Origin of the sequence: Acidovorax sp. NB1 (genome assembly GCF_005405905.1) — a bacterium.
Taxonomy (GTDB): Bacteria; Pseudomonadota; Gammaproteobacteria; order Burkholderiales; family Burkholderiaceae_C; genus Acidovorax.
This window is the reverse complement of record NZ_BJHU01000035.1, coordinates 426,183-449,623: the sequence shown is the minus strand read 5'-3', so window position 1 is coordinate 449,623 and position 23,441 is coordinate 426,183. Positions and strand designations below refer to the sequence as shown.

Here is a 23,441-nt window from a genome sequence, read left to right as displayed (position 1 = left end):
TGGCTCATGCGTCGGCCCGCAGCAGATAGCCCAGGCCGCGCAGCGTCATCAGTGTCAGGCCCGTGCCCGCCAGCTTCTTGCGCAGCCGGTACACCACCACCTCGATGGCTTCGTACTGCACATCCAGCTGACCGGGGAACACCAGTTCATACAGCCGCTCCTTGGTCACGGCGTGGCCGGGTTGCGCTAGCAGTGCGTGCATCAGCGCCAGCTCGCGAGGGGTGAGTTCCATCACCTCGCCGTTCAGGTACAGCGCGCCGCTGTCCTTGTCGTAGCGGATGGCGCCGATCTGCAAGGTGCTGGGCGCCAGGGGGGGCACGGTGGGGTCGGCGCTGCGACGCACCAGGGCACGCAGGCGGGCCTCCAGTTCATCCAGGTCAAAGGGCTTGGGCAGATAGTCGTCGGCGCCAGCGTTCAGGCCCAGCACCCGGTCGCCCACTGTGCCGCGCGCGGTCAGGATCAGAACGGGGGTGCGCAGGCCCCGGTTGCGCGCCTGCTGCAGCACCTGCAGGCCATCCAGTCCAGGCAGGGTCAGGTCCAGAACGATGGCGTCGGGCTGCAGGGCGGCCCACTGGGCGAGGGCGGCGCGCCCGTCGCTGACGGCCGTGACCTCCATGCCCCGGCGCGTCAGTGCACGGTGCAGGGTGGCCTGCATGGTGGGGTCGTCTTCTACAAGGAGCAATTGCATGCGCGGGACCATATCACTCCCGGGCGGGCTGCGCGCGCTGCACGCGCTTGCCGCAGAGGGGCTTCAGAGGCTAGTGTTTTCCCTGAGTCTGAGGACAGCCGTTTGACAGGCAGCGCGCGCATCATCGGGCAGTCCGATAACCATTCAGGAGACTCCATGCGTCGCGATACCTTTCTGAAATCACTGGCCGCCATGGCCGCTGCAGGCGTGTTGCCCGTCTCAGCCCAGACGGCGTCTGCCGTCAAGATGATGATTCCTGCCAACCCGGGCGGAGGCTGGGACACCACCGGCCGTGCGCTGGGCAAGGCCATGCAGGACGCGGGTGCCGCATCGTCGGTGGCTTATGACAACAAGGGCGGTGCCGCTGGTGCGATTGGCCTGGCGCAGTTCGTCAACGCCAGCAAGGGCGACCCGAACGCCATGATGGTGATGGGCGCCGTGATGCTGGGCGGCATCATTACCGGCAAGCCACCCGTGGGTCTGGACAAGGTCACGCCGCTGGCGCGCCTGACCAGCGAATACAACGTGTTCGTGCTGCCTGCCAACTCGCCCTTCAAGACCATGAAGGACGTGATCGACCAGCTCAAGAAAGACCCTGGCAGCGTGAAGTGGGGCGGCGGTTCGCGCGGCTCCACCGAGCACATTGCGGCCGCGATGATTGCGCGCGAAGTGGGCGTGGACCCTGCCAAGATCAACTACGTGGCCTTCCGTGGGGGCGGTGAGGCCACCGCAGCCATCCTGGGCGGCAATGTCACCGTGGGCGGCAGCGGCTACAGCGAGTTTGCCGAATACATCACGGCCGGCAAGATGCGCCCCGTGGGCGTGACCTCGGGCACCCGCCTCAAGGGCGTGAACGTGCCCACGCTCAAGGAGCAGGGCATCAACGTGGAGATCGGCAACTGGCGCGGCGTGTATGGCGCCCCCGGCATCACGCCCGAGCAGCGCAAGGCCCTGATCGACGCCCTGACCAAGACCTACAAGCACAAGGCCTGGCAGGACGCGATGGAGAAGAACGGCTGGACCCCTGCATGGATGGCAGGCGACGAGTTTGCCAACTTCGTGGACAGCGAATTTGCCAGCATGCGCGCCACGATGGCCAAGTCCGGGATGATCTGATCGGGAGCAAGACGCTGTGCTGCCGCCCTGTCCGGTAGGAAGGGCGCGGCGGCGCAGCGCGCTGGTTGGTGCGAAGGAAAAAACATGACACAACAACATTCATCGCGCTCCAAGCCCCTGCAGACCCTGGTGGGGTCGGGCTTGGTGCTGCTCTCGCTGGGCCTGGGCTGGGGGGCCAGCTCGGTCAGCTCCGAGGCGGGCTACGGTGGCGTGGGTCCCAACTTCTTCCCCTGGGTGGTCAGCATTGCGCTGCTGATCTGCGGCGTGCTCTGTGTGGTGCACGCGCTCACGGGCGGATTCCGCGAACTGGAAGACGGCTCGGGCGACGAGCGGGCCCACTGGAAGGGCTTCATCTGGGTCTCCGCCGGGCTGCTGCTCAATGCCCTGCTCATCACCACGCTCGGCTTCATCCTCAGCTGCGCGCTGTGTTTTGTGCTCTCGGTGCGCGGCTTCAAAAGCTCCGAAGGCGAGCTGGACCTGCGCCTGCAAGCCTGGATCAAGGATTCCTTCATCGGCATCGCAGTGGCTGCGCCGGTGTACTGGATGTTTACGCAATTGCTGGCCATCAACCTGCCCGGCCTGACCAACACGGGGTGGCTGTAAAGCCTGCGCGCCATGGAAACCTTAAACCTTTTGATGCAGGGTTTTGCCACTGCGGCAACACCCATCAACCTGATGTGGGCCTTTGTGGGCTGCATGATCGGCACCGCCGTGGGCGTGCTGCCCGGCATCGGCCCGGCCGTGGCCGTGGCCATGCTGCTGCCCATCACCGTGAAGGTCGAGGCCACGGCTTCGATGATCTTCTTTGCCGGCATTTACTACGGCGCCATGTACGGCGGCTCCACCACCTCCATCCTGCTCAACACGCCGGGTGAGGCGGGGTCCATGGTCACGGCCATGGAGGGCAACAAGATGGCCAAACATGGCCGCGCCGGTGCGGCGCTGGCCACGGCCGCCATCGGCTCGTTTGTGGCGGGCACCATCGCCACCATCCTGGTCACCTTCTGCGCACCCCTGGTGGCCGAATACGCCATCCGCCTGGGCCCCCCTGAATACTTCATGCTGATGGTGCTGGCCTTCACCACCGTGAGCGCGGTGCTGGGCAAGAGCACGCTGCGCGGCATGGTGGCCCTGTTTGTGGGCCTGGCCATGGGGCTCATCGGCATCGACCAGATCACGGGCCAGGCCCGCTACACCGGTGGCGTGCCCGAGCTGATGGACGGCATCGAGGTGGTGCTGATTGCCGTGGGCCTGTTTGCCGTGGGCGAGGCGCTGTACAACGTGATGTACGAAGGCAAGGCCGACGAAACCCAAAACCGCCTGACCAGCACCCACATGACCAAGGAAGAGTGGAAGCGCTCCTGGCCCGCCTGGCTGCGCGCCACGGCCATCGGCTTCCCCTTTGGCACCGTGCCTGCGGGCGGCAGCGAGATCCCGACCTTCCTGAGCTACGCCGCTGAAAAGAAACTGAGCAAGAACCCCGAAGAGTTCGGCACCACCGGCGCCATCGAAGGCGTGGCGGGCCCCGAGGCTGCCAACAACGCCGCCATCACGGCCACGCTGATCCCGCTGCTCACGCTGGGCATTCCCACGTCCAACACCACTGCCATCCTGCTGGGCGCGTTCCAGAACTACGGCATCCAGCCCGGCCCGCAACTCTTTGACACCAACGGTGCACTGGTGTGGGCGCTGATCGCGTCGATGTACATCGGCAACGTGATGCTGCTGATCCTGAACCTGCCGCTGGTGGGCTTGTGGGTGAAGCTGCTGAACATTCCCAAGTCGTACCTGTACGCGGGCATTCTGGTGTTCTCCACGCTGGGTGTGTATGGCATGCGCCAAAGCGCGTTCGACCTGGTGCTGCTGTACGCCATTGGCCTGCTGGGTGTGGTGATGCGCCGTTTCGACTTCCCGGCCGCCCCAGTGGTCGTGGGCATGATCCTGGGGCCCCTGGCCGAGGCGCAGATGCGCAATGCCGTGGCGATTGGCGAAGGCAAGTGGACCATCTTCCTGGAGCGTCCCGGCTCGGTGACCCTGATCGTGATCGTGCTGGCTGTGCTGATCGTGCCGCGCCTGCTGCGCCGCTGGGCCGCGCGCAAGATGGCACTGGCGCAGGCCTGACCTCCGCCAGATCGCAAACAGGCTCTGGGAGCCTGCCTCCAACAAAAAAACCGCGCCTTCCAGCGCGGTTTTTTTATGTGTCAGCAACGATGTCGTCACAAGCCAGACACCCAAGGCCCTGACGCCCTTCGATGCCCTCCCCACCAGGATGGCTTGCTCAACGGGGGCCTATTCTACCATAAAATGCGAATAGTTCTTATTTGCAAGGATAGCGCATGGTCTCACTTCCGCAGGAGTTTCTGGCGCTGTGCCGCCAGCTGGGGGATGCACAGCAGCGCTGCAGCGCCGCCATGCAGGCACAGGCCCGGCAGATCGAGGCCCTGACGGCCGAGGTGGTGCGCTTGCGCGGCGCGGTCATCGTGCGCGACACCCGCCTGGCGCTGGCCTGGGACGAGCTGGAGCAACTGCGTGCCGCCAACCCCAGCCTGCCGCGCCGCCAGGCCATGGCGCGGCATATCAGTCTGCTGGCAGAGCGCATCACCCGCTTGTCGCGGGAATGCCTGCGCTGGCGCCAGGTGGCGCAGGGGCAGACACCGGTGGCGCTGCCCTCTGTGCAGGAGCCAGCGCTGTTGGCCACTGGGGTCTCCATGCCAACTGCACCGGTGCAGCCGGTGCTGCCACAACTGCGCATGGACGACGGCTTTGGGCGGCGTGCCCAGGCCGGGCAGGGCGGTGGGGAGTATGGGGAAGGCAACCCGTCGGCCCTGGATGCCAGCCTGGCCGCCGCCGATCTGGTGATCTGCCAGACGGGCTGCATCAGCCACGACGACTACTGGCGTGTGCAGGACCACTGCCGCCGCACGGGCAAGCCCTGCATCCTGGTGGACCAGCCCCTGGCCGTGCGGGAGGCGCAGGCGCTGGCCGCCCTACGGCCCATGGTGGTGCTGCGCATGGCCCCGGCCATCCTGCCTGCGGCGTCCGGGCGGCCTGAAGATATTGAAATCTGATAAAAAATGGCCGTTACCGCGCATTGGTATTGCCCTTTTAGCTATTGAAGTTGTAGCAATTCGAGCATTGGGCGCTTCCTTTGCCCGTGTGTGTGGGCGGGTACTGGACAGCAGCGCCGCGATACCATCCGCAGATGCCTTTGCTTGTTGACGACGCCCCCGCACTGCCGCTGGATGCCCAGGGCATCCTCGAACTGGCGGCACGCTCCATGTTCCAGCTGTTCTCCAGCGTCAGCCAGGGCATGTTCCTGGTGGACCGCAGCGGGCGAATCGTGTGGGTGAACGAGGGCTACCAGCGCTTTCTGCCCGACCTCGGATTTTCGTCGGTGGACCAGTTTGTGGGCCGCACGGTGGAAGAGGTGATCCCCAACACCCAGATGCGCCGCGTGCTCGAAACCGGCCAGCCCGTGCTGATCGACCTGCTCACCAACAAGGCGGGCACCTTCGTGGTCAGCCGTATCCCGCTGCGCGACGAGGGCGACCGTGTGATCGGCGCCATCGGCATCGTGTTGTTCGACCACCCCGAGACCACGCTGCAGCCCCTCATCAGCAAGTTTGCGCTGCTGCAGCGCGACCTCGATGATGCCCGGCGTGAGCTGGCCAGCCAGCGCAACCGCAGCCTGGCAGCGGCGGGTGATGGCGAGCGGCGCGCCAAATACACGTTTGCGAGTTTCATTGGGTCGAGCCCCGCAGCGGCCGAGGTCAAGCGCCAGGCGCGCCGTGCGGCGCAGTCCACCAGCCCCGTGCTGCTGCTGGGCGAAACCGGCACCGGCAAAGAGCTGCTGGCTCACGCCATCCACGCCGCATCGAGCCGCGCCAGCGGCCCGTTCGTCAGCGTGAACATCGCCGCCGTGCCCGACACGCTGCTCGAAGCCGAGTTCTTTGGCGTGGCGCCAGGCGCCTACACCGGCGCTGACCGCAAAGGCCGCGACGGCAAGTTCAAGCTGGCCGACGGCGGCACGCTGTTCCTCGACGAAATCGGCGATATGCCCCTAAGCCTGCAGGCCAAGCTGCTGCGCGCGCTGCAGGAGGGGGAGATCGAGCCATTGGGCAGCAACAAGCTTGTGCCTTTCAACGTGCGCATCCTGGCCGCCACCTCGCGCGATTTGGCGACCCTGGTGCGCGAGGGCAAGTTCCGCGAGGACTTGTTCTACCGCCTGCATGTGCTGCCCGTGCGCGTGCCGCCGCTGCGCGTGCGGCGCGGCGACATCCCGGCGCTGGTCGAGGCCCTGGGCGAAGACCTGGCCCTGCGCAACGGCACGCCGCCGCCCGAGCTGCTGCCGGATGCGATGGCCCTGCTGGCGGGCCAGCCCTGGCGCGGCAACATCCGCGAGCTGCGCAACGTGCTGGAGCAGGCGGTGATGCGCGGCGAAGGCCAGTCCATCGACGCCGCGCAGCTCGAACGCATCCTGCGCGAGGCGGGTGTGGAGCCCGCCGCCCCGGCGCCCGTGCAGGACCCGGTCCACCACGCGGCCGACACCGAGGACGAAAGCCGCTACCTGCGCCCCCTGGCCGAGCAGGTGGCCGAGCTGGAGCGCAAAGCCATTGCCGCCACGCTGAAAGCCCATGGCGGCAACAAGCTGGCCACCGCGCGGCAGCTGGGCATTTCGCGCGCCACGCTGTATGGACGTCTGGAAAACCCTGAATAAATTTCAGGCAAATGTCTGAAATTCAGGCAAATCAACTGCACTAATTTCAGACACTGCTTCTGAGGTGTTAGCAGAAGTTTCATACAAATCAATAGCTTGCGAGCTGGCACAAACTGTGCAATGTTCAGGCATCACAACAGGAGACATCGCCATGCACCGTCGCACTCTGGTCACCCTCGCCACTGCAGCCGTTACCGCCGCCACGCTTTCCGCCCCCGCTTTCGCCCAGACCGGCGAAATCCGCATCGCCCACGTCTACAGCAAGACCGGCCCGTTGGAAGCCTATGGCAAGCAGACCCAGACCGGCCTGATGATGGGCCTGAACTACGCCACCGGCGGCAGCATGACCGTCAATGGCAAGAAGCTCGTCGTGATCGAGAAGGATGACCAGGGCAAGCCCGATCTGGGCAAAAGCTTGCTGGCCTCGGCCTACTCGGACGACAAGGCCGACATCGCCGTCGGCCCCACCTCCAGCGGCGTGGCCCTGGCCCTGCTGCCCGTGGCCGAGGAATACAAGAAGATCCTGCTGGTCGAGCCCGCCGTGGCCGATGCCATCACCGGCGACAAGTGGAACAAGTACATCTTCCGCACCGGCCGCAACAGCAGCCAGGACGCCATCTCCAACGCCGTGGCCATCGACAAGGCGGGCGTGACCGTGGCCACGCTGGCGCAGGACTATGCCTTCGGCCGCGACGGCGTGAAGGCCTTCAAGGACGCGCTCAAGAACGCCAAGCTGGTGCACGAGGAATACCTGCCCACCACCACCACCGACTTCACCGCCGGTGCCCAGCGCCTGATCGACAAGCTCAAGGACGTGCCCGGCCGCAAGGTCATCTTCATCATCTGGGCCGGTGCAGGCAACCCGTTCAAGATCGCTGATCTGGACCTCAAGCGCTACGGCATCGAGATCGCCACGGGCGGCAACATCCTGCCCGCCATGGCTGCGTACAAGAACTTCCCGGGCATGGAAGGCGCCACGTACTACTACTTCGGCATCCCCAAGAACCCCGTGAACGAAGCCCTGGTGGCCGCGCACTACAAGGAGTTCAAGACTCCGCCAGACTTCTTCACCGCCGGTGGTTTCAGCTCTGCCATGGCGCTGGTCACGGCCCTCAAGGCCACGAACGGTGACACCAACACCAACAAGCTCATCAAGACCATGGAGGGCATGAGCTTCGAGACGCCCAAGGGCAAGATGACCTTCCGCAAGGAAGACCACCAGGCCATGCAGAGCATGTACCACTTCAAGATCAAGGTGGACCCGGCCTTTGCCTGGGGCGTGCCCGAGCTGGTGCGCGAGATCAAGCCTGAAGAGATGCAAGTTCCGATTCGCAACAAGCGATAAACGGTTTGCGTGGCCCCGCTGGCTGACGATTGTTCAGTCCGGCGGGGATCCATCCTCGCGGGGGCGGCCGCCCCTTTTTTTCCAGTGAATTGATGCATGAACCCCCGGATTACACGGGGGCTGGGTCGGTTTTTCTCAAAAATTATTTGGAGACAAGACAACATGGCTTTCAATTTCATCCGGGCGGCTGCAGCAGGGGCTGCAATGGCACTGTGTGGCACGGGCAGCGCCTTTGCCGCCGTCAACCTGCCAGCACTCAAGATCGACAAGACGCAGACCACCGTGTCGGGCCTGTCCTCGGGCGGCTTCATGGCGGTGCAGTTGCACGTGGCGTATTCGGCCACGTTTGCCAAGGGCGCGGGCGTGGTCGCTGGCGGCCCGTTCTATTGCGCTGAAGGATCGGTCGTCAATGCCACCGGGCGCTGCATGGCCAGCCCCGCAGGCATCCCCACCAGCACGCTGGTGAGCACCACCAACACCTGGGCCAGCCAGGGCGTGATCGACCCCGTGGCCAACCTGCAAAGCTCCAAGGTCTACCTGTTCTCAGGCACGCTCGACAGCGTGGTCAAGACCGGTGCCATGGACGCGCTGCGCACCTACTACAACAGCTTCGTGCCCACGGCCAACGTGGTCTACAAGAAAGACATCGCGGCCGAACACGCGATGGTGACGGCCGACTACGGCAATGGCTGCTCCACCAAGGGCGCGCCCTACATCAGCGACTGCAACTTCGACCTGGCCGGTGCCATGCTGCAGCACCTGTACGGCACGCTGAACGCTCGCAACAACGCCACCTTGCCCACCGGCAACTACATCGAGTTCAACCAGAGCGAATTCATCAGCAACCACGGCATGGCCACCACGGGCTGGGCTTATGTGCCCCAGGCCTGCCAGGCGGGCGGCACGGCCACCTGCAAGCTGCATGTGGTGCTGCATGGCTGCAAGCAGAACATCAGTGACGTGCAGCAGCAGTACGTGCGCAACACGGGCTACAACCGCTGGGCCGACACCAACAACATCGTGATGCTGTACCCGCAGACCAGCACTGCAGCCACCAACAGCTGCTGGGACTGGTGGGGCTATGACAGCGCCAACTATTCCAAGAAGTCCGGCCCGCAGATGGCGGCCATCAAAGCCATGGTGGACCGCGTCTCCAGCGGCACGGGCGGCACCACGCCCCCTGACCCTGTGGCCCTGCCTGCCCCCACGGGCGTGAGCACCTCGGGCGCCACCGCCAGCAGCATGGCCATCGGCTGGGCCGCTGTCACGGGCGCAGCCAGCTACAACGTGTACCGCAACGCCAACAAGGTCAACGCGCTGCCCGTCACTGCTACCAGCTACACCGACACCGGCCTGGCCGCATCCACCACCTACAGCTGGACAGTGCGCGCCGCCGATGCCAATGGGGCCGAAGGCGCCACATCGGCCGCTGCGTCGGGCACCACGCTGGCGGGCTCGGGCGGCACGGCCACCTGCACCACGGCCAGCAACTATGCACACACGCTGGCCGGGCGCGCCTATGCCGCCGGGGGCTATACCTATGCGCTGGGCTCCAACCAGAACATGGGCCTGTGGAATGTGTTCGTCACCAACACCTTGAAGCAGACCAGCACCAACTACTACGTTATCGGCACTTGTCCTTAAAGTGCCGGGGCGCGCTGCCGCAGGGCAGGGCGCCCCACCCATTTCCATCGATTGACTCAGACCGTGAAAGTGAACCCCCACCCATGAGCACCTTGGCCACCAAGGACTTGACCATCCGCTTCGGCGGCCACGTGGCGGTCAACGGCGTGACCTGCTCGTTCGAGCCCGGCACGCTGACCGCCATCGTGGGCCCCAACGGCGCGGGCAAGACCACCTACTTCAACCTGATCTCGGGGCAACTCAAGGCCACCAGTGGCAGCGTCACGCTGGGCGGGCAGGACCTTACGGGCCAGTCCGTCTCGGCACGCACCCACGCGGGCCTGGGCCGGGCGTTCCAGCTCACCAACCTGTTTCCCAACCTCAGCGTGCTCGAAAACGTGCGCCTGGCCGTGCAGGCCACACAGGAGGGCAAGCACCGCCGGGGCCTGAACCTGTGGAGCGTCTGGAGCGACCACACCGCGCTGACCCAGCGCGCCCGCGTGATCCTGCAGGCCGTGGCCATGACCGACCGCGCCGACACCCCCGTGGCCAGCCTGCCACACGGCGACCAGCGCAAGCTGGAGGTGGCATTGCTCATGGCGCTGGAGCCGCAGGTCTACATGTTCGACGAGCCCACGGCCGGCATGAGCCATGACGAGGCGCCCGTGATCCTGAACCTGATCCGCGAGCTGAAGAAGGACAAGACCAAGATCATCCTGCTGGTGGAGCACAAGATGGACGTGGTGCGCGAGCTGGCCGACCGCATCATCGTGCTGACCAACGGCACGCTGGTGGCCGATGGCCCACCGGCCGAGGTGATCGCATCGCCCGTGGTGCAAGAGGCCTACCTGGGTGTGACCAAGGAGGCCGCATGAGCACCAGCAACGCAAGCACCACCAACCTGCTCGAACTCAAGGGCGTGCACACGCACATCGGCGCGTACCACATCCTGCACGGCGTGGACCTGGCCGTGCCCAAGGGCCAGCTCACCATGCTGCTGGGCCGCAACGGCGCGGGCAAGACGACCACGCTGCGCACCATCATGGGCCTGTGGCATGCGTCGCAGGGCTCCATCCACTTTGGCGGCAAAGACATCACCGCGATGAACACCCCCGCCATTGCCGGCCTGAACATCGCCTATGTGCCCGAGAACATGGGCATCTTTGCCGACCTCACGGTGAAGGAAAACATGCTGCTGGCCGCCCGCAGCGCGCGCAATGCCGCGCAGATGGACGAGGCGCGGCTGCAGTGGATCTTCAAGCTCTTCCCAGCAGTGGAGAAGTTCTGGAACCACCCCGCAGGCAAGCTCAGCGGAGGCCAAAAGCAGATGGTGGCTGTGAGCCGCGCCATCGTCGAGCCGCGCGATCTGCTCATCGTGGACGAGCCCAGCAAGGGCCTCGCGCCCGCCATCATCAACAACATGATCGATGCGTTCGACCAGCTCAAGAAGAGTGGCGTGACCATCCTGCTCGTCGAGCAAAACATCAACTTTGCCAAGCGACTGGGTGACACCGTGGCCGTGATGGACAACGGCCAGGTGGTGCATGCGGGCAGCATGGCCGCGCTGGCGCAAGACGAAGAACTGCAGCGCTCGCTGCTGGGGCTGGCGCTATGAGTGTCACCCTTGGTTTCAAGCTTTTCAGGCCGTCTGCGCGCGTCCATCATGCGATTGCAGCTATCAAAAGCATAGTGATTGCACATTCCCCCACCCCCCAACAAGGAGGCCTGGCATGAGCATGGCCCGCGACTTCGACTGGAAACCCCTGGCCCTGGTGCCTGCGCTGGCGCTGCTGGTGCTGCCCTTTGTGGGCTCGCCCAGCACCTGGCTCACGCTCACGGTGGCGGGGCTGGCCATGGGCATGATCATCTTCATCATCGCCTCGGGCCTCACGCTGGTGTTTGGCCTCATGGACGTGCTGAACTTCGGTCACGGCGTGTTCATTGCACTCGGTGCCTTTGTGGCCACCAGCGTGCTGGGCGCCATGGGCGACTACACCCAGAGCGCCGAGCTGTGGCGCAACCTGATGGCCGTGCTGCCCGCCATGGTGGTGGCCATGGCGGTGGCGGGGGCCGTGGGCCTGGCGTTCGAGCGCTTCATCGTGCGGCCGGTGTACGGCCAGCACTTGAAGCAGATCCTCATTACCATGGGCGGCATGATCATTGGTGAAGAACTCATCAAGGTCATCTGGGGCCCGCAGCAGATTCCGCTGCCGCTGCCCGAAGGCATGCGCGGCTCGCTGCTGGTGGGCGATGCGGCCATCGAAAAGTACCGCCTGGTGGCCGTGGCCGTGGGCCTGCTGGTGTTCGGCGTGCTGGCCTGGACGCTGTCGCGCACCAAGGTCGGCCTGCTGATCCGCGCTGGTGTGCAAGACCGCGAGATGGTCGAAAGCCTGGGCTACCGCATACGCCGCCTGTTCATTGGCGTGTTCGTGGTGGGCTCGGCCCTGGCGGGCCTGGGCGGCGTGATGTGGGGCCTGTACCAGCAGAACGTGGTGCCCCAGATGGGCGCGCAGGTCAACGTGCTGATCTTCATCGTGATCATCATCGGCGGCCTGGGCAGCACGGGCGGGGCGCTCATCGGTGCGCTGCTGGTAGGGCTGATGGCCAACTACACCGGCTTCCTGGTGCCCAAGGTGGCGCTGTTCTCCAACATTGCCCTCATGGTCGCGATCCTGCTGTGGCGCCCGCAAGGCGTCTATCCGGTTGCCAACCGCTGATGAGGAGCCCCACAACATGCTGAATCGACTTCTATCTGGCGACTACCCGCGCAGCAAGGTGCTGGCGGTCATCCTCGTGACCCTCCTGCTGGGGCTGGCGTTTGCGCCCTTTCTTTTCCCCGGCGTCAAGGCGCTGTCTGTGGCGGCCAAGGTGCTGATCTTTGTGGTGCTGGTCGCCAGCTTCGACCTGCTGCTGGGCTACACCGGCATCGTGAGCTTTGCGCACACCATGTTCTTTGGCATTGGCGCCTATGGCATTGCCGTGGCCACTACCCGCCTGGGGCCCACCTGGACCGCGCTGGGTGTGGGTGTTGGCGGCGCACTGCTGCTGTCGCTGCTGCTGTCGCTGGCCGTGGGCCTGTTCTCGCTGCGCGTGCGGGCCATCTTCTTCGCCATGATCACGCTGGCCGTGGCTGCCGCCTTCCAGACGCTGGCCTCGCAGCTGTCGGATATCACCGGCGGCGAAGACGGCCTCACCTTCAAGGTGCCCGAGATCCTGTCGCCCAGCTTCGAGCCGTTTGACGATCCCTTCCTGGGCGTGACCATCGACGGGCGTCTGATCTGCTACTACCTGCTCTTCGTCACGGCCGTGGCGCTGGTGCTGGCGCTGCTGCGCATCGTCAACTCGCCCTTCGGCCGCGTGCTGCAGGCCATCCGCGAAAACGAGTTCCGCGCCGAAGCCATTGGCTACCGCGTGGTGGTGTACCGCACCACATCGAGCGTGCTGTCGGCGCTGTTTGCCACTATGGCGGGCGCGATGCTCGCGCTCTGGCTGCGCTACAACGGGCCGGACACCTCGCTCAGCTTCGAAATCATGATGGACTGCCTGCTCATCGTGGTGATCGGCGGCATGGGCACGATCTACGGCTCGGCCATTGGCGCCGTGCTGTTTCTGGTGGCGCAAAGCTACCTGCAGGATCTGCTGCGCCTGGGCCACGAGGCCACCTCGGGTCTGCCCTGGCTGTCGGCCCTGCTGTCGCCCGACCGCTGGTTGCTGTGGCTGGGCGTGCTGTTTGTTCTGTCTGTCTATTACTTCCCCACCGGTGTGGTGGGGCGCCTGCGCGCGGCAGCTGCGCGCAAGGCGGGGTGAGTGGCCCCGGCCGCGCCGGGTGACCGGCGTGGCCTGGGTGTGTGGGTGAGCTGTGCAACAAGACGCAAAGAAAAAACTCCAGGAGACAAGCACATGAAGATGAGCATCAAGAACCCGCGTTTTCGTCCCTTTTCTCGTCCGTTCGTTCCCGCAGTGCTGGCCGCTGCGGTGTTGGCTGCCTGCGGTGGCAGTGATGGCGACAGCGCCGCACTCAACACCAAGCCTGCCTACCTGGGCGCAATCAGCGAGGCCAGCTACGACGGCGGCAGCAACGACCTGCTCACGGCGGGCCTGGGTGCCTCTGGCCTGGCCGCCGCTGCGCCCCCCGCATTTGCCGACCCGCTCCAGCCCACGGCGGCCGAGCTGCGCCGTACCGCCATCCACACCAACTACCGCGCCATGCTCGACATGACGGCGGCCGGTGGCTACGGCACGCTCTACGGCCCCAACGTGGATGCGCAGGGCAAGGTCACCACCGGCGAGGGCAAGGTGGCGGGCACCGAATACATCGCGTTTGCCGACGATGGCACAGGCCGCAAGAACGTCACCCTCATGGTGCAGGTGCCTGCCAGCTTCGACCCCAAGAAGCCCTGCATGATCACCGCCACGGCCTCGGGCTCGCGCGGTGTGTATGGCGGCATCTCCACTGGCGAATGGGGCCTCAAGAAGGGCTGCGCCGTGGCGTACTCTGACAAGGGCACGGGCGGCGCACCGCACGACCTCATGAATGACACCGTGCCGCTGATCGACGGCACACGCACCACGGCCACTGCAGCTGGCAAGGCCGCGGCCTTTAATGCGAGCCTCACGGCTGCCGAACTGGCTGCCTTCAACACCGCCACGCCCAACCGCTTCGCCTTCAAGCACGCGCACTCGGGCCAGAACGCCGAGAAGGACTGGGGTACGACCACCCTGCAGGCGGTGGAGTTTGGCTACTACGTGCTCAACCAGCGCTACGGCGCCACCGATGCAGCGGGCCAGCGCCTCAAGACGCTGACCCCGGCCAACACCATCGTGATCGCATCCAGCATCTCCAACGGCGGTGGCGCTGCCATCGCCGCCGCCGAGCTGGACACGCAAGGCCTCATCAGCGGCGTGGCCGTGTCTGAGCCCGCGCTGGAGCTGCCCGCCAACCCCGGCGTCACGGTGCGCCGTGGCAGCGCCGATGTGGCCGTCACCGGCAAGACGCTGGTGGACTTCACCACCCACGCCAACCTCTACCAGGCCTGTGCTTCGCTCGCGCCCTCGGTCAGCACCAGCCCTTTTGCCGCAGCGTTTGCGGCCGGGTTTGCCAGCACTGCGCTGCCCATCGCTCCCAACCGCTGCGCGTCGCTCAAGGCGGCGGGTCTGCTCACGGCCAGCACCACGGCCACGCAGGCCGAAGAGGCGCTGGAGAAACTGCGCGCCTATGGCTGGGAGCCCGAGTCGAACGACCTGCATGCCTCGCTGGCTGCATTTGAAGTGGCCCCGGCCGTGGCCGTGACCTTTGCCAACAGCCTCTCGCGCGCCAGCGTCCGGGACAACCTCTGCGGCTTCAGCTACGCCGCCACGGCAGCCACCGGCGGGGTCACGCCGCTGGCCGCAGCCGCGCTGCCCGTGCTGTTTGCTACGGGCAACGGCGTGCCTCCCTCGGGCGGCATCAATCTGGTCAACAACCTGGGCAAGCTGGGCCCGGCGCGCGACTTCCTGTCGGTGTCGGACGCCGGTGTGGCCGACTGGAACCTGAGCGGCGCGCTGTGCCTGCGCAACCTGGTCACCGGCACCGACGCCGCTGCCAAGAAGCTGCAGGCCGGTGTGGACGAAACCCGCCGCAGCGGTAACCTGCGTGGCAAGCCCGCCGTGATCGTACATGGCCGCGCCGATGCGCTGCTGCCCGTGAGCCATACCTCGCGCCCCTATGCCGCGCTGAACAAGAAGGTCGAGGGCGCCGCCAGCAAGCTCAGCTACGTGGAGGTGGCCAACGCCCAGCACTTCGACAGCTTCATCGGCCTGCCCACGGTGCTGCCGGGCTACGACAGCCGCTACGTGCCGCTGCACGTGTACCTGAACCACGCGCTCGACGCCGTGTACGACCACCTCGCCAGCGGCAAGGCTTTGCCTGCCAGCCAGGTGGTGCGCACGGTGCCGCGTGGCGGCACACCGGGCAGCGCCCCGGCCATCATGGCCGCCAACGTGCCGCCGCTGGCCACCACGCCTGCTGCCGCCAATGCCATCGCCATCACGGCGGGCACCATCGCCATCCCCGACTGACCCCAAGGAGCTTTGCCAGACGACACACCGTCACCGTCGCCTGCCGGGCACGCGCCGGGGTTGTATGCCCCAGCGCCGCCCGTGGGCGCGGCTGCAAGCCACTCAACCAGGGGATGAACCGAGATGGACAAAGTCAAGACATGGGGCCGCAGCGCGGCGGCAGCATTGGCGCTGATGTGGGGGGGCGCCACAGCACCCTCGCTGCACGCTGCCGAGATTGTGGTGGGGCAGGTGGCGCCGCTCACCGGCGTGCTGGCCAGCACCGGCGCGCAGATGGTGCTGGGCGGCAAGATCTATTTTGACTGGGTGAATGCCCAGGGCGGCGTGCACGGCGCCAGCATCCGCCAGTCGGTGGTGGACGACGCCTACAAGGTCGCCGACACCGTCAAGGCAACCCGCGAGCTGCTGGCCAAGCCCGAGGTGGTGGCGCTGTACGGCTTTGCAGGCACGGCCAACATCACCCAGTTGCTGTCCGATGGCGTGCTGGAGCAGGGCGGCGCCGCGCTGGTGGCGCCCTACACGGGGGGCGAGTCGCTGCGCAACCCGTTCAACCCCTGGATCTTTCATGTGCGTGCGGGCTATGCCGACGAGGCCGAGCACATGGTGCAGCAGCTCACCACCCTGGGCATGAACCGCGTGGCTGTGATGTACCAGGACGATGGTTTTGGCAAGGCGGGCCTGGCGGGGGTGGAGGCGGCGCTGGCCAAGCGCGGCCTCAAGCTCGTGGTGTCTGCGGGCTACGAACGCAATACCGACAAGGTGGACGACGCCGTCAAGGCCATCAAGTCCGTCGATGTGCATGCGGTCATCATGATTGCGGTGAACAAGCCTGCAGCAGCGTTCATCCAGCGCTACCGCGAGCAGGGCGGTGGTGCGCAGCTCTACAACATCTCGGTGGTGGACCCGACGGAGCTGGTCAAGCTCGCGGGCCTCAAGAACGCACATGGCCTGGGCATCAGCCAGGTGGTTCCGTACCCCTACCGGCCGCAGCTGCCCGTGGTGCGCGAATACCAGTCGCTGCTCAAGAAGTACGCCCCCGAGGCAGAGGTCAACTACACCAGCTTCGAGCAGTTTCTGGGCGCCAAGGTGCTGGTAGAGGCTCTGCGCCGTGCAGGGCCTGCGCCCACGCGCGCCAAGGTCGTCAAGGCGCTCGAATCGCTGCAGAGCTACGACCTCGGCGGCATCACTCTGGGCTACTCGCCCACCAACCGCATCGGCTCGCGCTACGTCGAGGTCACCGTAATCGGCAGCAATGGCCGCCTCATGAAATGAACGCGGCTCAAAAAACTCTCCTGGCGTCGTTGTCGCGTCTTGCCGTACTTCCAGTACTGTCTGCGACGCGACGCCTAGCCAGGACCGCTTCGCTGAGTTTTGTGAGCCGCTATCGATCCACAGGTTGTTTTGTCCGCAGCCTGCACTCTTCCACTGACTCTCAAGGTTGCCCACCATGACTCCGTTATCACGCTACGCCACCTGCGCTGGCTATGAAATCCATTACACGGAATGGGGTGCGGCCGATGCCCCGGTGGTGATTGCCTGGCACGGCCTCGCGCGCACCGGGCGCGACATGGACCCGCTGGCCGCCCACCTGGCATCGCGCTACCGCGTGATTTGCCCCGACACGCTGGGCCGGGGCCTGAGCCAGTGGGCGCGCGCGCCGCATCATGAATACCGCCTGTCGTTCTACGCGCGCATTGCGGCCGACCTGTTCGACCAGTTGGGCATCGAGAAAGCGCACTGGGTGGGTACATCGATGGGCGGCGCCATCGGCACCGTGTGCGCGTCGGGTTTGTTCGAGCCGCAGCTCAAGGGCCGCATCCAGAGCCTGCTGCTCAACGACAATGCCCCGCGCCTGGCCGACGCCGCGCTGGAACGCATCAAGGCCTATGCGGGCCACCCGCCCGCATTCGATACCGTGCGGGAGCTGGAGGCGTTTTTCCGGCAGGTCTACACGCCCTATGGCTGGCTCAGCGATGCGCAGTGGCGCCTGCTGACCGAGAGCAGCACCCGCCGCCTGCCCGACGGCCGTGTGACGCCGCACTACGACCCGGCCATGGTGCAGCAGTTCACCCACCACGCCAACGACTACCTGATCTGGGACCACTACGACGCGCTCGATATCCCCGTGCTGTGCCTGCGCGGCGCGGAGTCAGACCTGGTGCTGCGCGACACCACGGCCGAGATGCTGGCGCGCGGCCCCGGCGCGCGCGGCCAGGCGCAAGTCGTGGAGGTGCCCGGCTGCGGCCATGCACCCGCGCTCAATGTGCCGGAGCACTACGCGCTGGTGGACGGGTTTCTGGCCCGCGCGTCCTGAACGGACAGCGGGGAGCTGTGCAGCGTTGAAGGCGAGGGCTGCGCGCGGTACATTGGGCCGACGCCGCTCAACCCATTGCCATGAAACCCCTGCTGCTCATCGCCTCGCACCTGCTCACCCTGGCCTTGGGCTTTGCGCTGGGGGTGTATGTGTTGCCGATCCTGATCGCGCCGGATGCGCCGACGCTGCAGCAAATCCGGTCGGGCCTGCCCGCCGCGCAATGGACCGCCACCTTCCGCCGTGACCTGAAAGACAGCGACGCCCTGCACTGGGGCGAGGGCGCCGTGTCCATCAGCCCACAGGCGGTCAGCCTGGTGGGCAAGCTGGCCCCGGGGCCGGACTACAAGCTCTACCTGTCGCCCGAGTTTGTGGAGACCGAGGCCGACTTCAAGCGCCTCAAGCCCCAGATGCTGCGCGTGGGCGATGTAAAGACGTTCAATAACTTCATCGTCCCGCTGCCGCAGGGAGCGGACCCCGCGAAGTTCAACACCGTGATCGTCTGGTGCGAAACCTTCAGCGAGTTCATCACAGCCGCAAAGTACCAATAACCAGGGGAGGGGCGACCGCGGGTGTTACTGGCTGATCTGGGCCAGTGCAGCCTGCAGCCCTGCCAGCCCGCCCACGCGCTGGTTGTTGATGAAGATCTGCGGCATCTGCCGCACCGATGGCCCGCACTTGGCATAAAACGCCAGGCGCTCGGCCTCGTCGTCGATCTTGATTTCCTCAAAAGGCAGCGAACGCGACTGCAGCAGCTTCTTGGCCGAATCGCACTGGGGGCAGGCGGATTTGGAGTAAACGGTGATTTGAAAAGTCATGGGCAGAGTTTACGGGCGGGCCATGGCACCCGCTGCTGCCGGGCTTTCTCCACAACAGCGTTTGTGGTGGCAGAATACCAATTGGTTTGTTTTGTGACTAATTGGTAATTTATGCCCTTCTTCCTCTTCCTATCCAGTCTCCGCCGTTGTGCCTGGCTTGGGCTCGCGGTGGTGGCGCTCGCCCTCAGCGGCTGCTCGTCCACCCGCCCGCCCGAGGGCATCACGCCTGTCACCCCGTTCGACCTGGCCCGTTACGAGGGTCGCTGGTACGAGGTAGCGCGACTGGACCACTCGTTCGAGCGCGGCATGACCGACGTGAGCGCCACCTACCAGCGCCAGGCGGATGGCAGCGTGCGTGTGCTCAACCGGGGTTTTGACACCGGCAAGAACGACTGGCGCCAGGCCGAGGGCAAGGCCCTGTTCACGGGCGATGCTAATACCGCCTCGCTCAAGGTGTCGTTCTTCGGCCCGTTCTACGGCGGCTACCACGTGGCCGCGCTGGACGCCAACTACCAATGGGCCCTGGTGGTGGGGCCGGACCGCAGCTATTGCTGGATCTTGTCGCGCACCAAGCAGCTGCCTCCCACGCTGCGCGAACAGCTCATCGCCCGCGCGCAGGCGCTGGGCATCGACACCCAGGCCCTCATCTGGGTGACGCATGAGCGCACGGACCCGCAGCCATGAGCAGCGCCACCAACGCTTTGCCCATTGCCGTCGTCGGCGCAGGCCTGGCGGGCCTGTCGTGCGCCCAGGCATTGCTGCAGGCGGGGCATACGGTGCACCTGTTCGACAAAAGCCGGGGCCCGTCTGGCCGCATGAGCACCCGCCGCGCTGAAGACGACAACGGCCCCTGGCAGTGCGACCACGGCGCGCAATATTTCACCGCCCGCGACCCGCAGTTCCGCGCCGAGGTTACCCGCTGGCAGCAGGCCGGTGTGGCTGCGCTGTGGGATGCCCGCCTGACCAGTTTTGATGGCAGCGCCTGGACCACCCCCGCCACGCCGCTGGAGCGCTTTGTGGGCGCGCCGCGCATGACGGCGCCCGCCGCCTGGCTCGTGCAGCAACTGGGCCCGCAGGCCACCACACAGTGGCAGACCACGGTGCAACACCTGCAGCACCATGCCGATGGCTGGGCCATCACCTCGGCCGAGCATGGCACCCACGCGCAGCGCTACAGGGCCGTGGTGCTGGCCGTGCCCGCGCCCCAGGCCGTTTCCCTGCTCGCGCCTGTGGCCCCCGCAGGCGCCGCTACGGCCGCCAGCGTGCGCATGCGCGGCAGCTGGGCACTCATGCTGCGCTACGCCGCGCCCCTGGCCCTGCCGTGGGATGGCGCCTTCATCAATGCAGGCCCGTTGCGCTGGGTGGCGCGCGACAGCAGCAAGCCTGGCCGCACCGGGCCAGAGACCTGGCTGCTGCACGCCACCGCCGCGTGGAGCGACGTCCACATCGAAGACGACGCGAGCGCTGTTACCGCCACCTTGCTCGCCGCCTTTGCCGCCCTGGGCGGCCCCGCACCCCAGACCGCCACCGCGCACCGCTGGCGCTATGCCGACACCGAAGCCCCGCTGACCCAGGGCTGCTGGTGGGACGCGCCGCTGCGTGTGGGCCTGTGTGGTGACTGGCTGCACGGCGGCAAGGTCGAAGGCGCGTGGCTCAGCGGGCGTGCGCTGGCGCAGCAGGTGCTGCGGCCTGCATAAGACACCCACAGGCCCGCCATGCGCATGCGCAAGAAATCTGACCTGCCGCAAAAGACCTGCCAACACTGCGGCCTGCTCTTCACCTGGCGCAAGAAGTGGGAGAAGGTGTGGGATGAGGTGAAGTACTGCTCCGACCGCTGCCGCAATGAGCGCAAGCGCGCGGGCAAGGCGACGGATGAGGGCGCTGCATGAACACCGTGCTGTTCTGGTTCCGCAGCGACCTGCGCCTGCACGACCAACCCGCGCTGCGCGCCGCCCTCACTAGCGGTGCCACACACCTGCTGCCCGTGGTGTGCCTGCCAACGCCCGATGAATCCACGCCCTGGGGCTTTGCCCGTGTCAGCCCACACCGCCGCGCCTTCACCGCTGCGGCGATTCGCGGGCTGCAAGGGAAGATGCGTGCACTGGGCAACCCGCTGCTGATCTGCCAGGCACCGCCTGCCACGGCCTTGCCGCAACTGGCCCAGGCGGTGGGGGCCACCACCGTGGTGTGCGAAGACATTGCCGCCCCCTACGAGCAGGCCGAGGTGGCTGCACTCCGCGCCGCAGGCCTGCAGGTGCGTACCGCGTGGCACAGCAGCCTGCTGCCCCCGACTGACATGCCCTGGCCTGCCTCTGAGCTGCCGGGTGTGTTCACCAGCTTTCGCCAGAAGGTAGAGCGTGCAGGCATCACCCCCGCCGCACCATTGCCTGCACCCGCCCGGCTGCTGCCGCCGCCCGATGTGCCAGCCCTCGTGCTGCAAGCAGTGGGCGCAGAGCAGGGCGCTGCAGCAATCCTGCAGCCCGCGTCGCCGCAGGGCAGCGATGCACGCTCGTCCTTCCTCTACGGCACCCCAGCGTGCGATGGCAGCGAAGCCGCCGCGCTGGCCCACCTGGCGCAGTACCTGGCCCGCAAGCTGCCTCACAGCTACAAGGCCACGCGCAACGGACTCACGGGGCTGGACTACTCCAGCAAGTTCTCGCCCTGGCTGGCGACGGGGGCGCTCTCGCCCCGGCAGGTCTATGCCGACTTGAAAGCCTTTGAGCTCGACCACGGTGCCAACGATGGCACCTACTGGCTGTGGTTTGAACTGCTGTGGCGCGACTACTGTCGGCTATTGCATCTGCAGTACTGCGCAGCGCTGTACCGGGCGCGCGGCCTGTCAGAACTACCACCCGCCCCACACAACCCGCGCGGCTTTGATCGCTGGTGCCGGGGCGAGACGGGCGAGCCCTTGGTGGACGCCGCCATGCGCGAGCTGGTTGCCACCGGCTACTTGAGCAACCGCCTGCGCCAAGTGGTGGCCAGTTACCTCATCTACGACCTGCACAGCGACTGGCGCGCGGGCGCCGCGTGGTTTGAATCGCAACTGGTGGACTACGACGTGTACAGCAACCAGGCCAACTGGCTCTACATTGCCGGGCGCGGCACCGACCCGCGCGGGGGCCGCCGCTTCAACCCCATCAAGCAGGCGCAAGACCACGACGCCGACGGCAGCTACCGCCGCATGTGGGGCACGGCATGAGCACGCAGCAACCTTCCACCCCACAGCGTGCCCACACCCTGCGACTGCTGCTGGGCGACCAGCTCAACCCCGAGCATTCGTGGTTTGCCACGCAGGACAACGGCGTGGTCTACGTGCTGATGGAGGTGCGGCAAGAGACCGACTACGTGCTGCACCACGCGCAAAAGATCCTCGCCATCTTTGCCGCCATGCGCGACCTGGCCCGCCACCTGCGCGAGGCCGGGCACCGCGTGCGCTATGTGGCGATTGACGACGCCAGCAACCGCCAGTCGATGCCCGACAACCTGGCCGCCCTCATGTCCCATTACGGTGCGCAGACGCTGCAATACCAGCACCCCGACGAGTGGCGGCTGGACGAGCAACTGCGCGCCTGGGGTGCAGAGCAAACCTTTACGGTGCAGGCTGTCAGCAGCGAGCACTTCTACACCACGCGCACCGAAATGGCCGAGGTGTTCCAAGGCCGCAAGCAGTGGCTCATGGAACACTTCTACCGCCGCATGCGCCAGCGCCACAGCGTGCTCATCGACGCAGCGGGCGAGCCCGAAGGCGGGCAGTGGAACTACGACCACGACAACCGCAAACCCTGGCCCGGCACCCCCGCATTGCCGCCCGACGCCCGCCCCACACACGACCACAGCGCCCTGTGGGCCACCATCCAGGCCGCAGGCGTGCGGAGCTTTGGCAACCCGCAGGCGGAGGCGCTGCAATGGCCGCTGAACCGGGCCGAGGCACTGGCGTGGCTGGATCACTTCGTCACCGCCACGCTGCCGCACTTTGGCGCTTATGAAGATGCCATGAGCACAAAGAGCACGCGGCTGTTTCATTCGCTGCTGTCCTTCGCACTTAACACCAAAATGCTGCGCCCGCACGAGGTGGTGCAGCGCGCCCAAGCCGCCTACCACGCAGGCGCTGCGCCGCTACCTGCCGTGGAGGGCTTCATCCGCCAGATATTGGGTTGGCGCGAATACGTGCGCGGCATCTACTGGGCCCACATGCCCGGCTACGACGAGTGCAACGCCCTGGGCCACCACACGCCGCTGCCGGAGTGGTTCTGGACGGGCCAGACCCGCATGCGCTGCATGCAGCACGCCGTGGGCCAGTCGCTGGAGCATGCGTATGCCCACCACATCCAGCGCCTTATGGTCATAGGCAACTTTGCGCTGCTGGCGGGGCTTCATCCAGCCGCCGTGCACCGCTGGTATCTGGGCGTGTACATCGACGCCTTTGAATGGGTGGAAGTGCCCAACACCGTGGGCATGAGCCAGTTTGCCGACGGCGGCTTGCTGGCCACCAAACCGTACGTGAGCAGCGCCGCCTACATCGACCGCATGAGCGACTACTGCAGCGGCTGCCACTACGACAAAAAGCAAAAAGTGGGTGAACGGGCCTGCCCGTACAACGCCCTGTACTGGGACTTTTTTGCGCGCAACGAAGGCACGCTGGGCAACAACTTTCGCCTCGGCATGGTGTACCGCCAGTTGCAAAAGATGCAGGGCCCGCAGCTGGATGCACTGCGCGAGCATGCTGCCAGCCTGCGCACGCGGCTGGATGCTTTGTAGCCGCC

23 protein-coding genes are annotated in these 23,441 nt (G+C 66.2%); 20 read left to right on the top strand and 3 right to left on the bottom strand.

Annotation, left to right across the window (positions count from 1 at the left end):
* Window positions 1-4: 4 nt before the first annotated feature.
* The gene (locus AvAM_RS19645) at window positions 5-688 is read right to left on the bottom strand and encodes a response regulator (protein WP_137748611.1); all 684 of its coding nucleotides are present in this window, start codon (window positions 686-688) and stop codon (window positions 5-7) included.
* A gap of 156 nt (window positions 689-844) precedes the next feature.
* Here AvAM_RS19645 and AvAM_RS19640 point away from each other — a divergent pair, with 156 nt between their 5' ends.
* The 5 genes from AvAM_RS19640 (at window position 845) to AvAM_RS19620 (ending at window position 6,521) form a co-directional block, all read left to right on the top strand.
* A complete protein-coding gene (locus tag AvAM_RS19640; protein ID WP_137748610.1) occupies window positions 845-1,804 on the top strand; it encodes a tripartite tricarboxylate transporter substrate binding protein in 960 nt (319 codons plus the stop codon).
* An 84-nt stretch (window positions 1,805-1,888) separates the two neighbouring features.
* Window positions 1,889-2,407: a tripartite tricarboxylate transporter TctB family protein gene (locus AvAM_RS19635; protein ID WP_137748609.1), complete on the top strand. Its 519-nt coding sequence runs from the start codon at window positions 1,889-1,891 to the stop codon at window positions 2,405-2,407.
* Between the two features lie 12 nt (window positions 2,408-2,419).
* The gene (locus tag AvAM_RS19630; RefSeq protein WP_137748608.1) at window positions 2,420-3,925 is read left to right on the top strand and encodes a tripartite tricarboxylate transporter permease; all 1,506 of its coding nucleotides are present in this window, start codon (window positions 2,420-2,422) and stop codon (window positions 3,923-3,925) included.
* Between the two features lie 215 nt (window positions 3,926-4,140).
* Complete coding sequence (locus tag AvAM_RS19625; RefSeq protein WP_137748607.1) at window positions 4,141-4,872, top strand: DUF2325 domain-containing protein; 732 nt, start codon at window positions 4,141-4,143, stop codon at window positions 4,870-4,872.
* A 134-nt stretch (window positions 4,873-5,006) separates the two neighbouring features.
* Window positions 5,007-6,521: a sigma-54-dependent Fis family transcriptional regulator gene (locus AvAM_RS19620; RefSeq protein ID WP_137748606.1), complete on the top strand. Its 1,515-nt coding sequence runs from the start codon at window positions 5,007-5,009 to the stop codon at window positions 6,519-6,521.
* Between the two features lie 3 nt (window positions 6,522-6,524).
* On the opposite strand, the gene AvAM_RS25750 is transcribed toward AvAM_RS19620, so the two are convergent.
* Window positions 6,525-6,674 carry a hypothetical protein gene (locus AvAM_RS25750; protein WP_171012336.1) on the bottom strand — a complete coding sequence of 50 codons (150 nt, stop codon included), beginning with the start codon at window positions 6,672-6,674 and terminating at the stop codon, window positions 6,525-6,527.
* Between AvAM_RS25750 and AvAM_RS19615 the strand changes: the two genes are divergently transcribed.
* From AvAM_RS19615 to AvAM_RS19570, 10 genes are all read left to right on the top strand, one after another.
* Complete coding sequence (locus AvAM_RS19615; protein WP_137748605.1) at window positions 6,673-7,866, top strand: substrate-binding domain-containing protein; 1,194 nt, start codon at window positions 6,673-6,675, stop codon at window positions 7,864-7,866. The two genes, AvAM_RS25750 and AvAM_RS19615, sit on opposite strands and share 2 nt — an antisense overlap.
* 162 nt (window positions 7,867-8,028) lie before the next feature.
* Entirely contained in the window at window positions 8,029-9,510 is a 1,482-nt protein-coding gene (locus AvAM_RS19610; RefSeq protein ID WP_137748604.1) for a PHB depolymerase family esterase, read from the top strand.
* A gap of 83 nt (window positions 9,511-9,593) precedes the next feature.
* Entirely contained in the window at window positions 9,594-10,364 is a 771-nt protein-coding gene (locus tag AvAM_RS19605; protein WP_137748603.1) for an ABC transporter ATP-binding protein, read from the top strand.
* On the top strand, window positions 10,361-11,104 hold the full coding sequence (locus AvAM_RS19600) for an ABC transporter ATP-binding protein (RefSeq protein ID WP_137748602.1): 744 nt from the start codon (window positions 10,361-10,363) through the stop codon (window positions 11,102-11,104). Before AvAM_RS19605 ends, AvAM_RS19600 begins: the two co-directional genes overlap by 4 nt.
* 115 nt (window positions 11,105-11,219) lie before the next feature.
* Window positions 11,220-12,206 (top strand): branched-chain amino acid ABC transporter permease, encoded by a 987-nt coding sequence (locus AvAM_RS19595; protein ID WP_108618353.1) that lies wholly within the window; start codon window positions 11,220-11,222, stop codon window positions 12,204-12,206.
* A 16-nt stretch (window positions 12,207-12,222) separates the two neighbouring features.
* Complete coding sequence (locus tag AvAM_RS19590) at window positions 12,223-13,296, top strand: branched-chain amino acid ABC transporter permease (protein WP_137748601.1); 1,074 nt, start codon at window positions 12,223-12,225, stop codon at window positions 13,294-13,296.
* Between the two features lie 93 nt (window positions 13,297-13,389).
* A complete protein-coding gene (locus AvAM_RS19585; RefSeq protein ID WP_137748600.1) occupies window positions 13,390-15,546 on the top strand; it encodes a D-(-)-3-hydroxybutyrate oligomer hydrolase in 2,157 nt (718 codons plus the stop codon).
* A gap of 123 nt (window positions 15,547-15,669) precedes the next feature.
* Entirely contained in the window at window positions 15,670-16,818 is a 1,149-nt protein-coding gene (locus AvAM_RS19580; RefSeq protein WP_137748599.1) for an ABC transporter substrate-binding protein, read from the top strand.
* 175 nt (window positions 16,819-16,993) lie between these two features.
* Window positions 16,994-17,860 carry an alpha/beta fold hydrolase gene (locus AvAM_RS19575; RefSeq protein WP_137748598.1) on the top strand — a complete coding sequence of 289 codons (867 nt, stop codon included), beginning with the start codon at window positions 16,994-16,996 and terminating at the stop codon, window positions 17,858-17,860.
* Between the two features lie 80 nt (window positions 17,861-17,940).
* On the top strand, window positions 17,941-18,408 hold the full coding sequence (locus AvAM_RS19570; protein ID WP_137748597.1) for a DM13 domain-containing protein: 468 nt from the start codon (window positions 17,941-17,943) through the stop codon (window positions 18,406-18,408).
* A gap of 24 nt (window positions 18,409-18,432) precedes the next feature.
* Here AvAM_RS19570 and AvAM_RS19565 read toward each other — a convergent pair whose 3' ends face one another.
* The gene (locus AvAM_RS19565) at window positions 18,433-18,675 is read right to left on the bottom strand and encodes a glutaredoxin domain-containing protein (RefSeq protein ID WP_137748596.1); all 243 of its coding nucleotides are present in this window, start codon (window positions 18,673-18,675) and stop codon (window positions 18,433-18,435) included.
* 111 nt (window positions 18,676-18,786) lie between these two features.
* Here AvAM_RS19565 and AvAM_RS19560 point away from each other — a divergent pair, with 111 nt between their 5' ends.
* From AvAM_RS19560 to AvAM_RS19540, 5 genes are read left to right on the top strand one after another with little or no spacing between them, the layout of a single operon-like run.
* Entirely contained in the window at window positions 18,787-19,359 is a 573-nt protein-coding gene (locus AvAM_RS19560; protein WP_137748595.1) for a lipocalin family protein, read from the top strand.
* On the top strand, window positions 19,356-20,372 hold the full coding sequence (locus AvAM_RS19555; protein ID WP_137748594.1) for an NAD(P)/FAD-dependent oxidoreductase: 1,017 nt from the start codon (window positions 19,356-19,358) through the stop codon (window positions 20,370-20,372). The genes AvAM_RS19560 and AvAM_RS19555 overlap by 4 nt, the downstream gene beginning before the upstream one ends.
* An 18-nt stretch (window positions 20,373-20,390) precedes the next feature.
* Complete coding sequence (locus AvAM_RS26175) at window positions 20,391-20,564, top strand: DUF2256 domain-containing protein (protein WP_137748593.1); 174 nt, start codon at window positions 20,391-20,393, stop codon at window positions 20,562-20,564.
* Window positions 20,561-21,877, top strand: a complete 1,317-nt coding sequence (locus AvAM_RS19545; RefSeq protein ID WP_137748592.1) for a DASH family cryptochrome — start codon at window positions 20,561-20,563, stop codon at window positions 21,875-21,877. Before AvAM_RS26175 ends, AvAM_RS19545 begins: the two co-directional genes overlap by 4 nt.
* Window positions 21,874-23,436 carry a cryptochrome/photolyase family protein gene (locus AvAM_RS19540; protein WP_137748591.1) on the top strand — a complete coding sequence of 521 codons (1,563 nt, stop codon included), beginning with the start codon at window positions 21,874-21,876 and terminating at the stop codon, window positions 23,434-23,436. Before AvAM_RS19545 ends, AvAM_RS19540 begins: the two co-directional genes overlap by 4 nt.
* The last annotated feature ends 5 nt before the right edge of the window (window positions 23,437-23,441 follow it).

Excerpts from the sequence above, each read along its gene's own strand:
- AvAM_RS19640 (WP_137748610.1), top strand. The coding sequence starts at position 845 with ATGCGTCGCGATACCTTTCTGAAATCACTGGCCGCCATGGCCGCTGCA.
- AvAM_RS19610 (WP_137748604.1), top strand. The coding sequence starts at position 8,029 with ATGGCTTTCAATTTCATCCGGGCGGCTGCAGCAGGGGCTGCAATGGCA.
- AvAM_RS19555 (WP_137748594.1), top strand. The coding sequence starts at position 19,356 with ATGAGCAGCGCCACCAACGCTTTGCCCATTGCCGTCGTCGGCGCAGGC.
- AvAM_RS19580 (WP_137748599.1), top strand. The coding sequence starts at position 15,670 with ATGGACAAAGTCAAGACATGGGGCCGCAGCGCGGCGGCAGCATTGGCG.
- AvAM_RS26175 (WP_137748593.1), top strand. The coding sequence starts at position 20,391 with ATGCGCATGCGCAAGAAATCTGACCTGCCGCAAAAGACCTGCCAACAC.
- AvAM_RS19585 (WP_137748600.1), top strand. The coding sequence starts at position 13,390 with ATGAAGATGAGCATCAAGAACCCGCGTTTTCGTCCCTTTTCTCGTCCG.
- AvAM_RS19590 (WP_137748601.1), top strand. The coding sequence starts at position 12,223 with ATGCTGAATCGACTTCTATCTGGCGACTACCCGCGCAGCAAGGTGCTG.
- AvAM_RS19635 (WP_137748609.1), top strand. The coding sequence starts at position 1,889 with ATGACACAACAACATTCATCGCGCTCCAAGCCCCTGCAGACCCTGGTG.
- AvAM_RS19560 (WP_137748595.1), top strand. The coding sequence starts at position 18,787 with ATGCCCTTCTTCCTCTTCCTATCCAGTCTCCGCCGTTGTGCCTGGCTT.
- AvAM_RS19615 (WP_137748605.1), top strand. The coding sequence starts at position 6,673 with ATGCACCGTCGCACTCTGGTCACCCTCGCCACTGCAGCCGTTACCGCC.
- AvAM_RS19565 (WP_137748596.1), bottom strand. The coding sequence starts at position 18,675 with ATGACTTTTCAAATCACCGTTTACTCCAAATCCGCCTGCCCCCAGTGC.
- AvAM_RS19540 (WP_137748591.1), top strand. The coding sequence starts at position 21,874 with ATGAGCACGCAGCAACCTTCCACCCCACAGCGTGCCCACACCCTGCGA.
- AvAM_RS19595 (WP_108618353.1), top strand. The coding sequence starts at position 11,220 with ATGAGCATGGCCCGCGACTTCGACTGGAAACCCCTGGCCCTGGTGCCT.
- AvAM_RS19630 (WP_137748608.1), top strand. The coding sequence starts at position 2,420 with ATGGAAACCTTAAACCTTTTGATGCAGGGTTTTGCCACTGCGGCAACA.
- AvAM_RS19605 (WP_137748603.1), top strand. The coding sequence starts at position 9,594 with ATGAGCACCTTGGCCACCAAGGACTTGACCATCCGCTTCGGCGGCCAC.
- AvAM_RS19570 (WP_137748597.1), top strand. The coding sequence starts at position 17,941 with ATGAAACCCCTGCTGCTCATCGCCTCGCACCTGCTCACCCTGGCCTTG.
- AvAM_RS19575 (WP_137748598.1), top strand. The coding sequence starts at position 16,994 with ATGACTCCGTTATCACGCTACGCCACCTGCGCTGGCTATGAAATCCAT.
- AvAM_RS19625 (WP_137748607.1), top strand. The coding sequence starts at position 4,141 with ATGGTCTCACTTCCGCAGGAGTTTCTGGCGCTGTGCCGCCAGCTGGGG.
- AvAM_RS25750 (WP_171012336.1), bottom strand. The coding sequence starts at position 6,674 with ATGGCGATGTCTCCTGTTGTGATGCCTGAACATTGCACAGTTTGTGCC.
- AvAM_RS19545 (WP_137748592.1), top strand. The coding sequence starts at position 20,561 with ATGAACACCGTGCTGTTCTGGTTCCGCAGCGACCTGCGCCTGCACGAC.
- AvAM_RS19620 (WP_137748606.1), top strand. The coding sequence starts at position 5,007 with ATGCCTTTGCTTGTTGACGACGCCCCCGCACTGCCGCTGGATGCCCAG.
- AvAM_RS19600 (WP_137748602.1), top strand. The coding sequence starts at position 10,361 with ATGAGCACCAGCAACGCAAGCACCACCAACCTGCTCGAACTCAAGGGC.
- AvAM_RS19645 (WP_137748611.1), bottom strand. The coding sequence starts at position 688 with ATGCAATTGCTCCTTGTAGAAGACGACCCCACCATGCAGGCCACCCTG.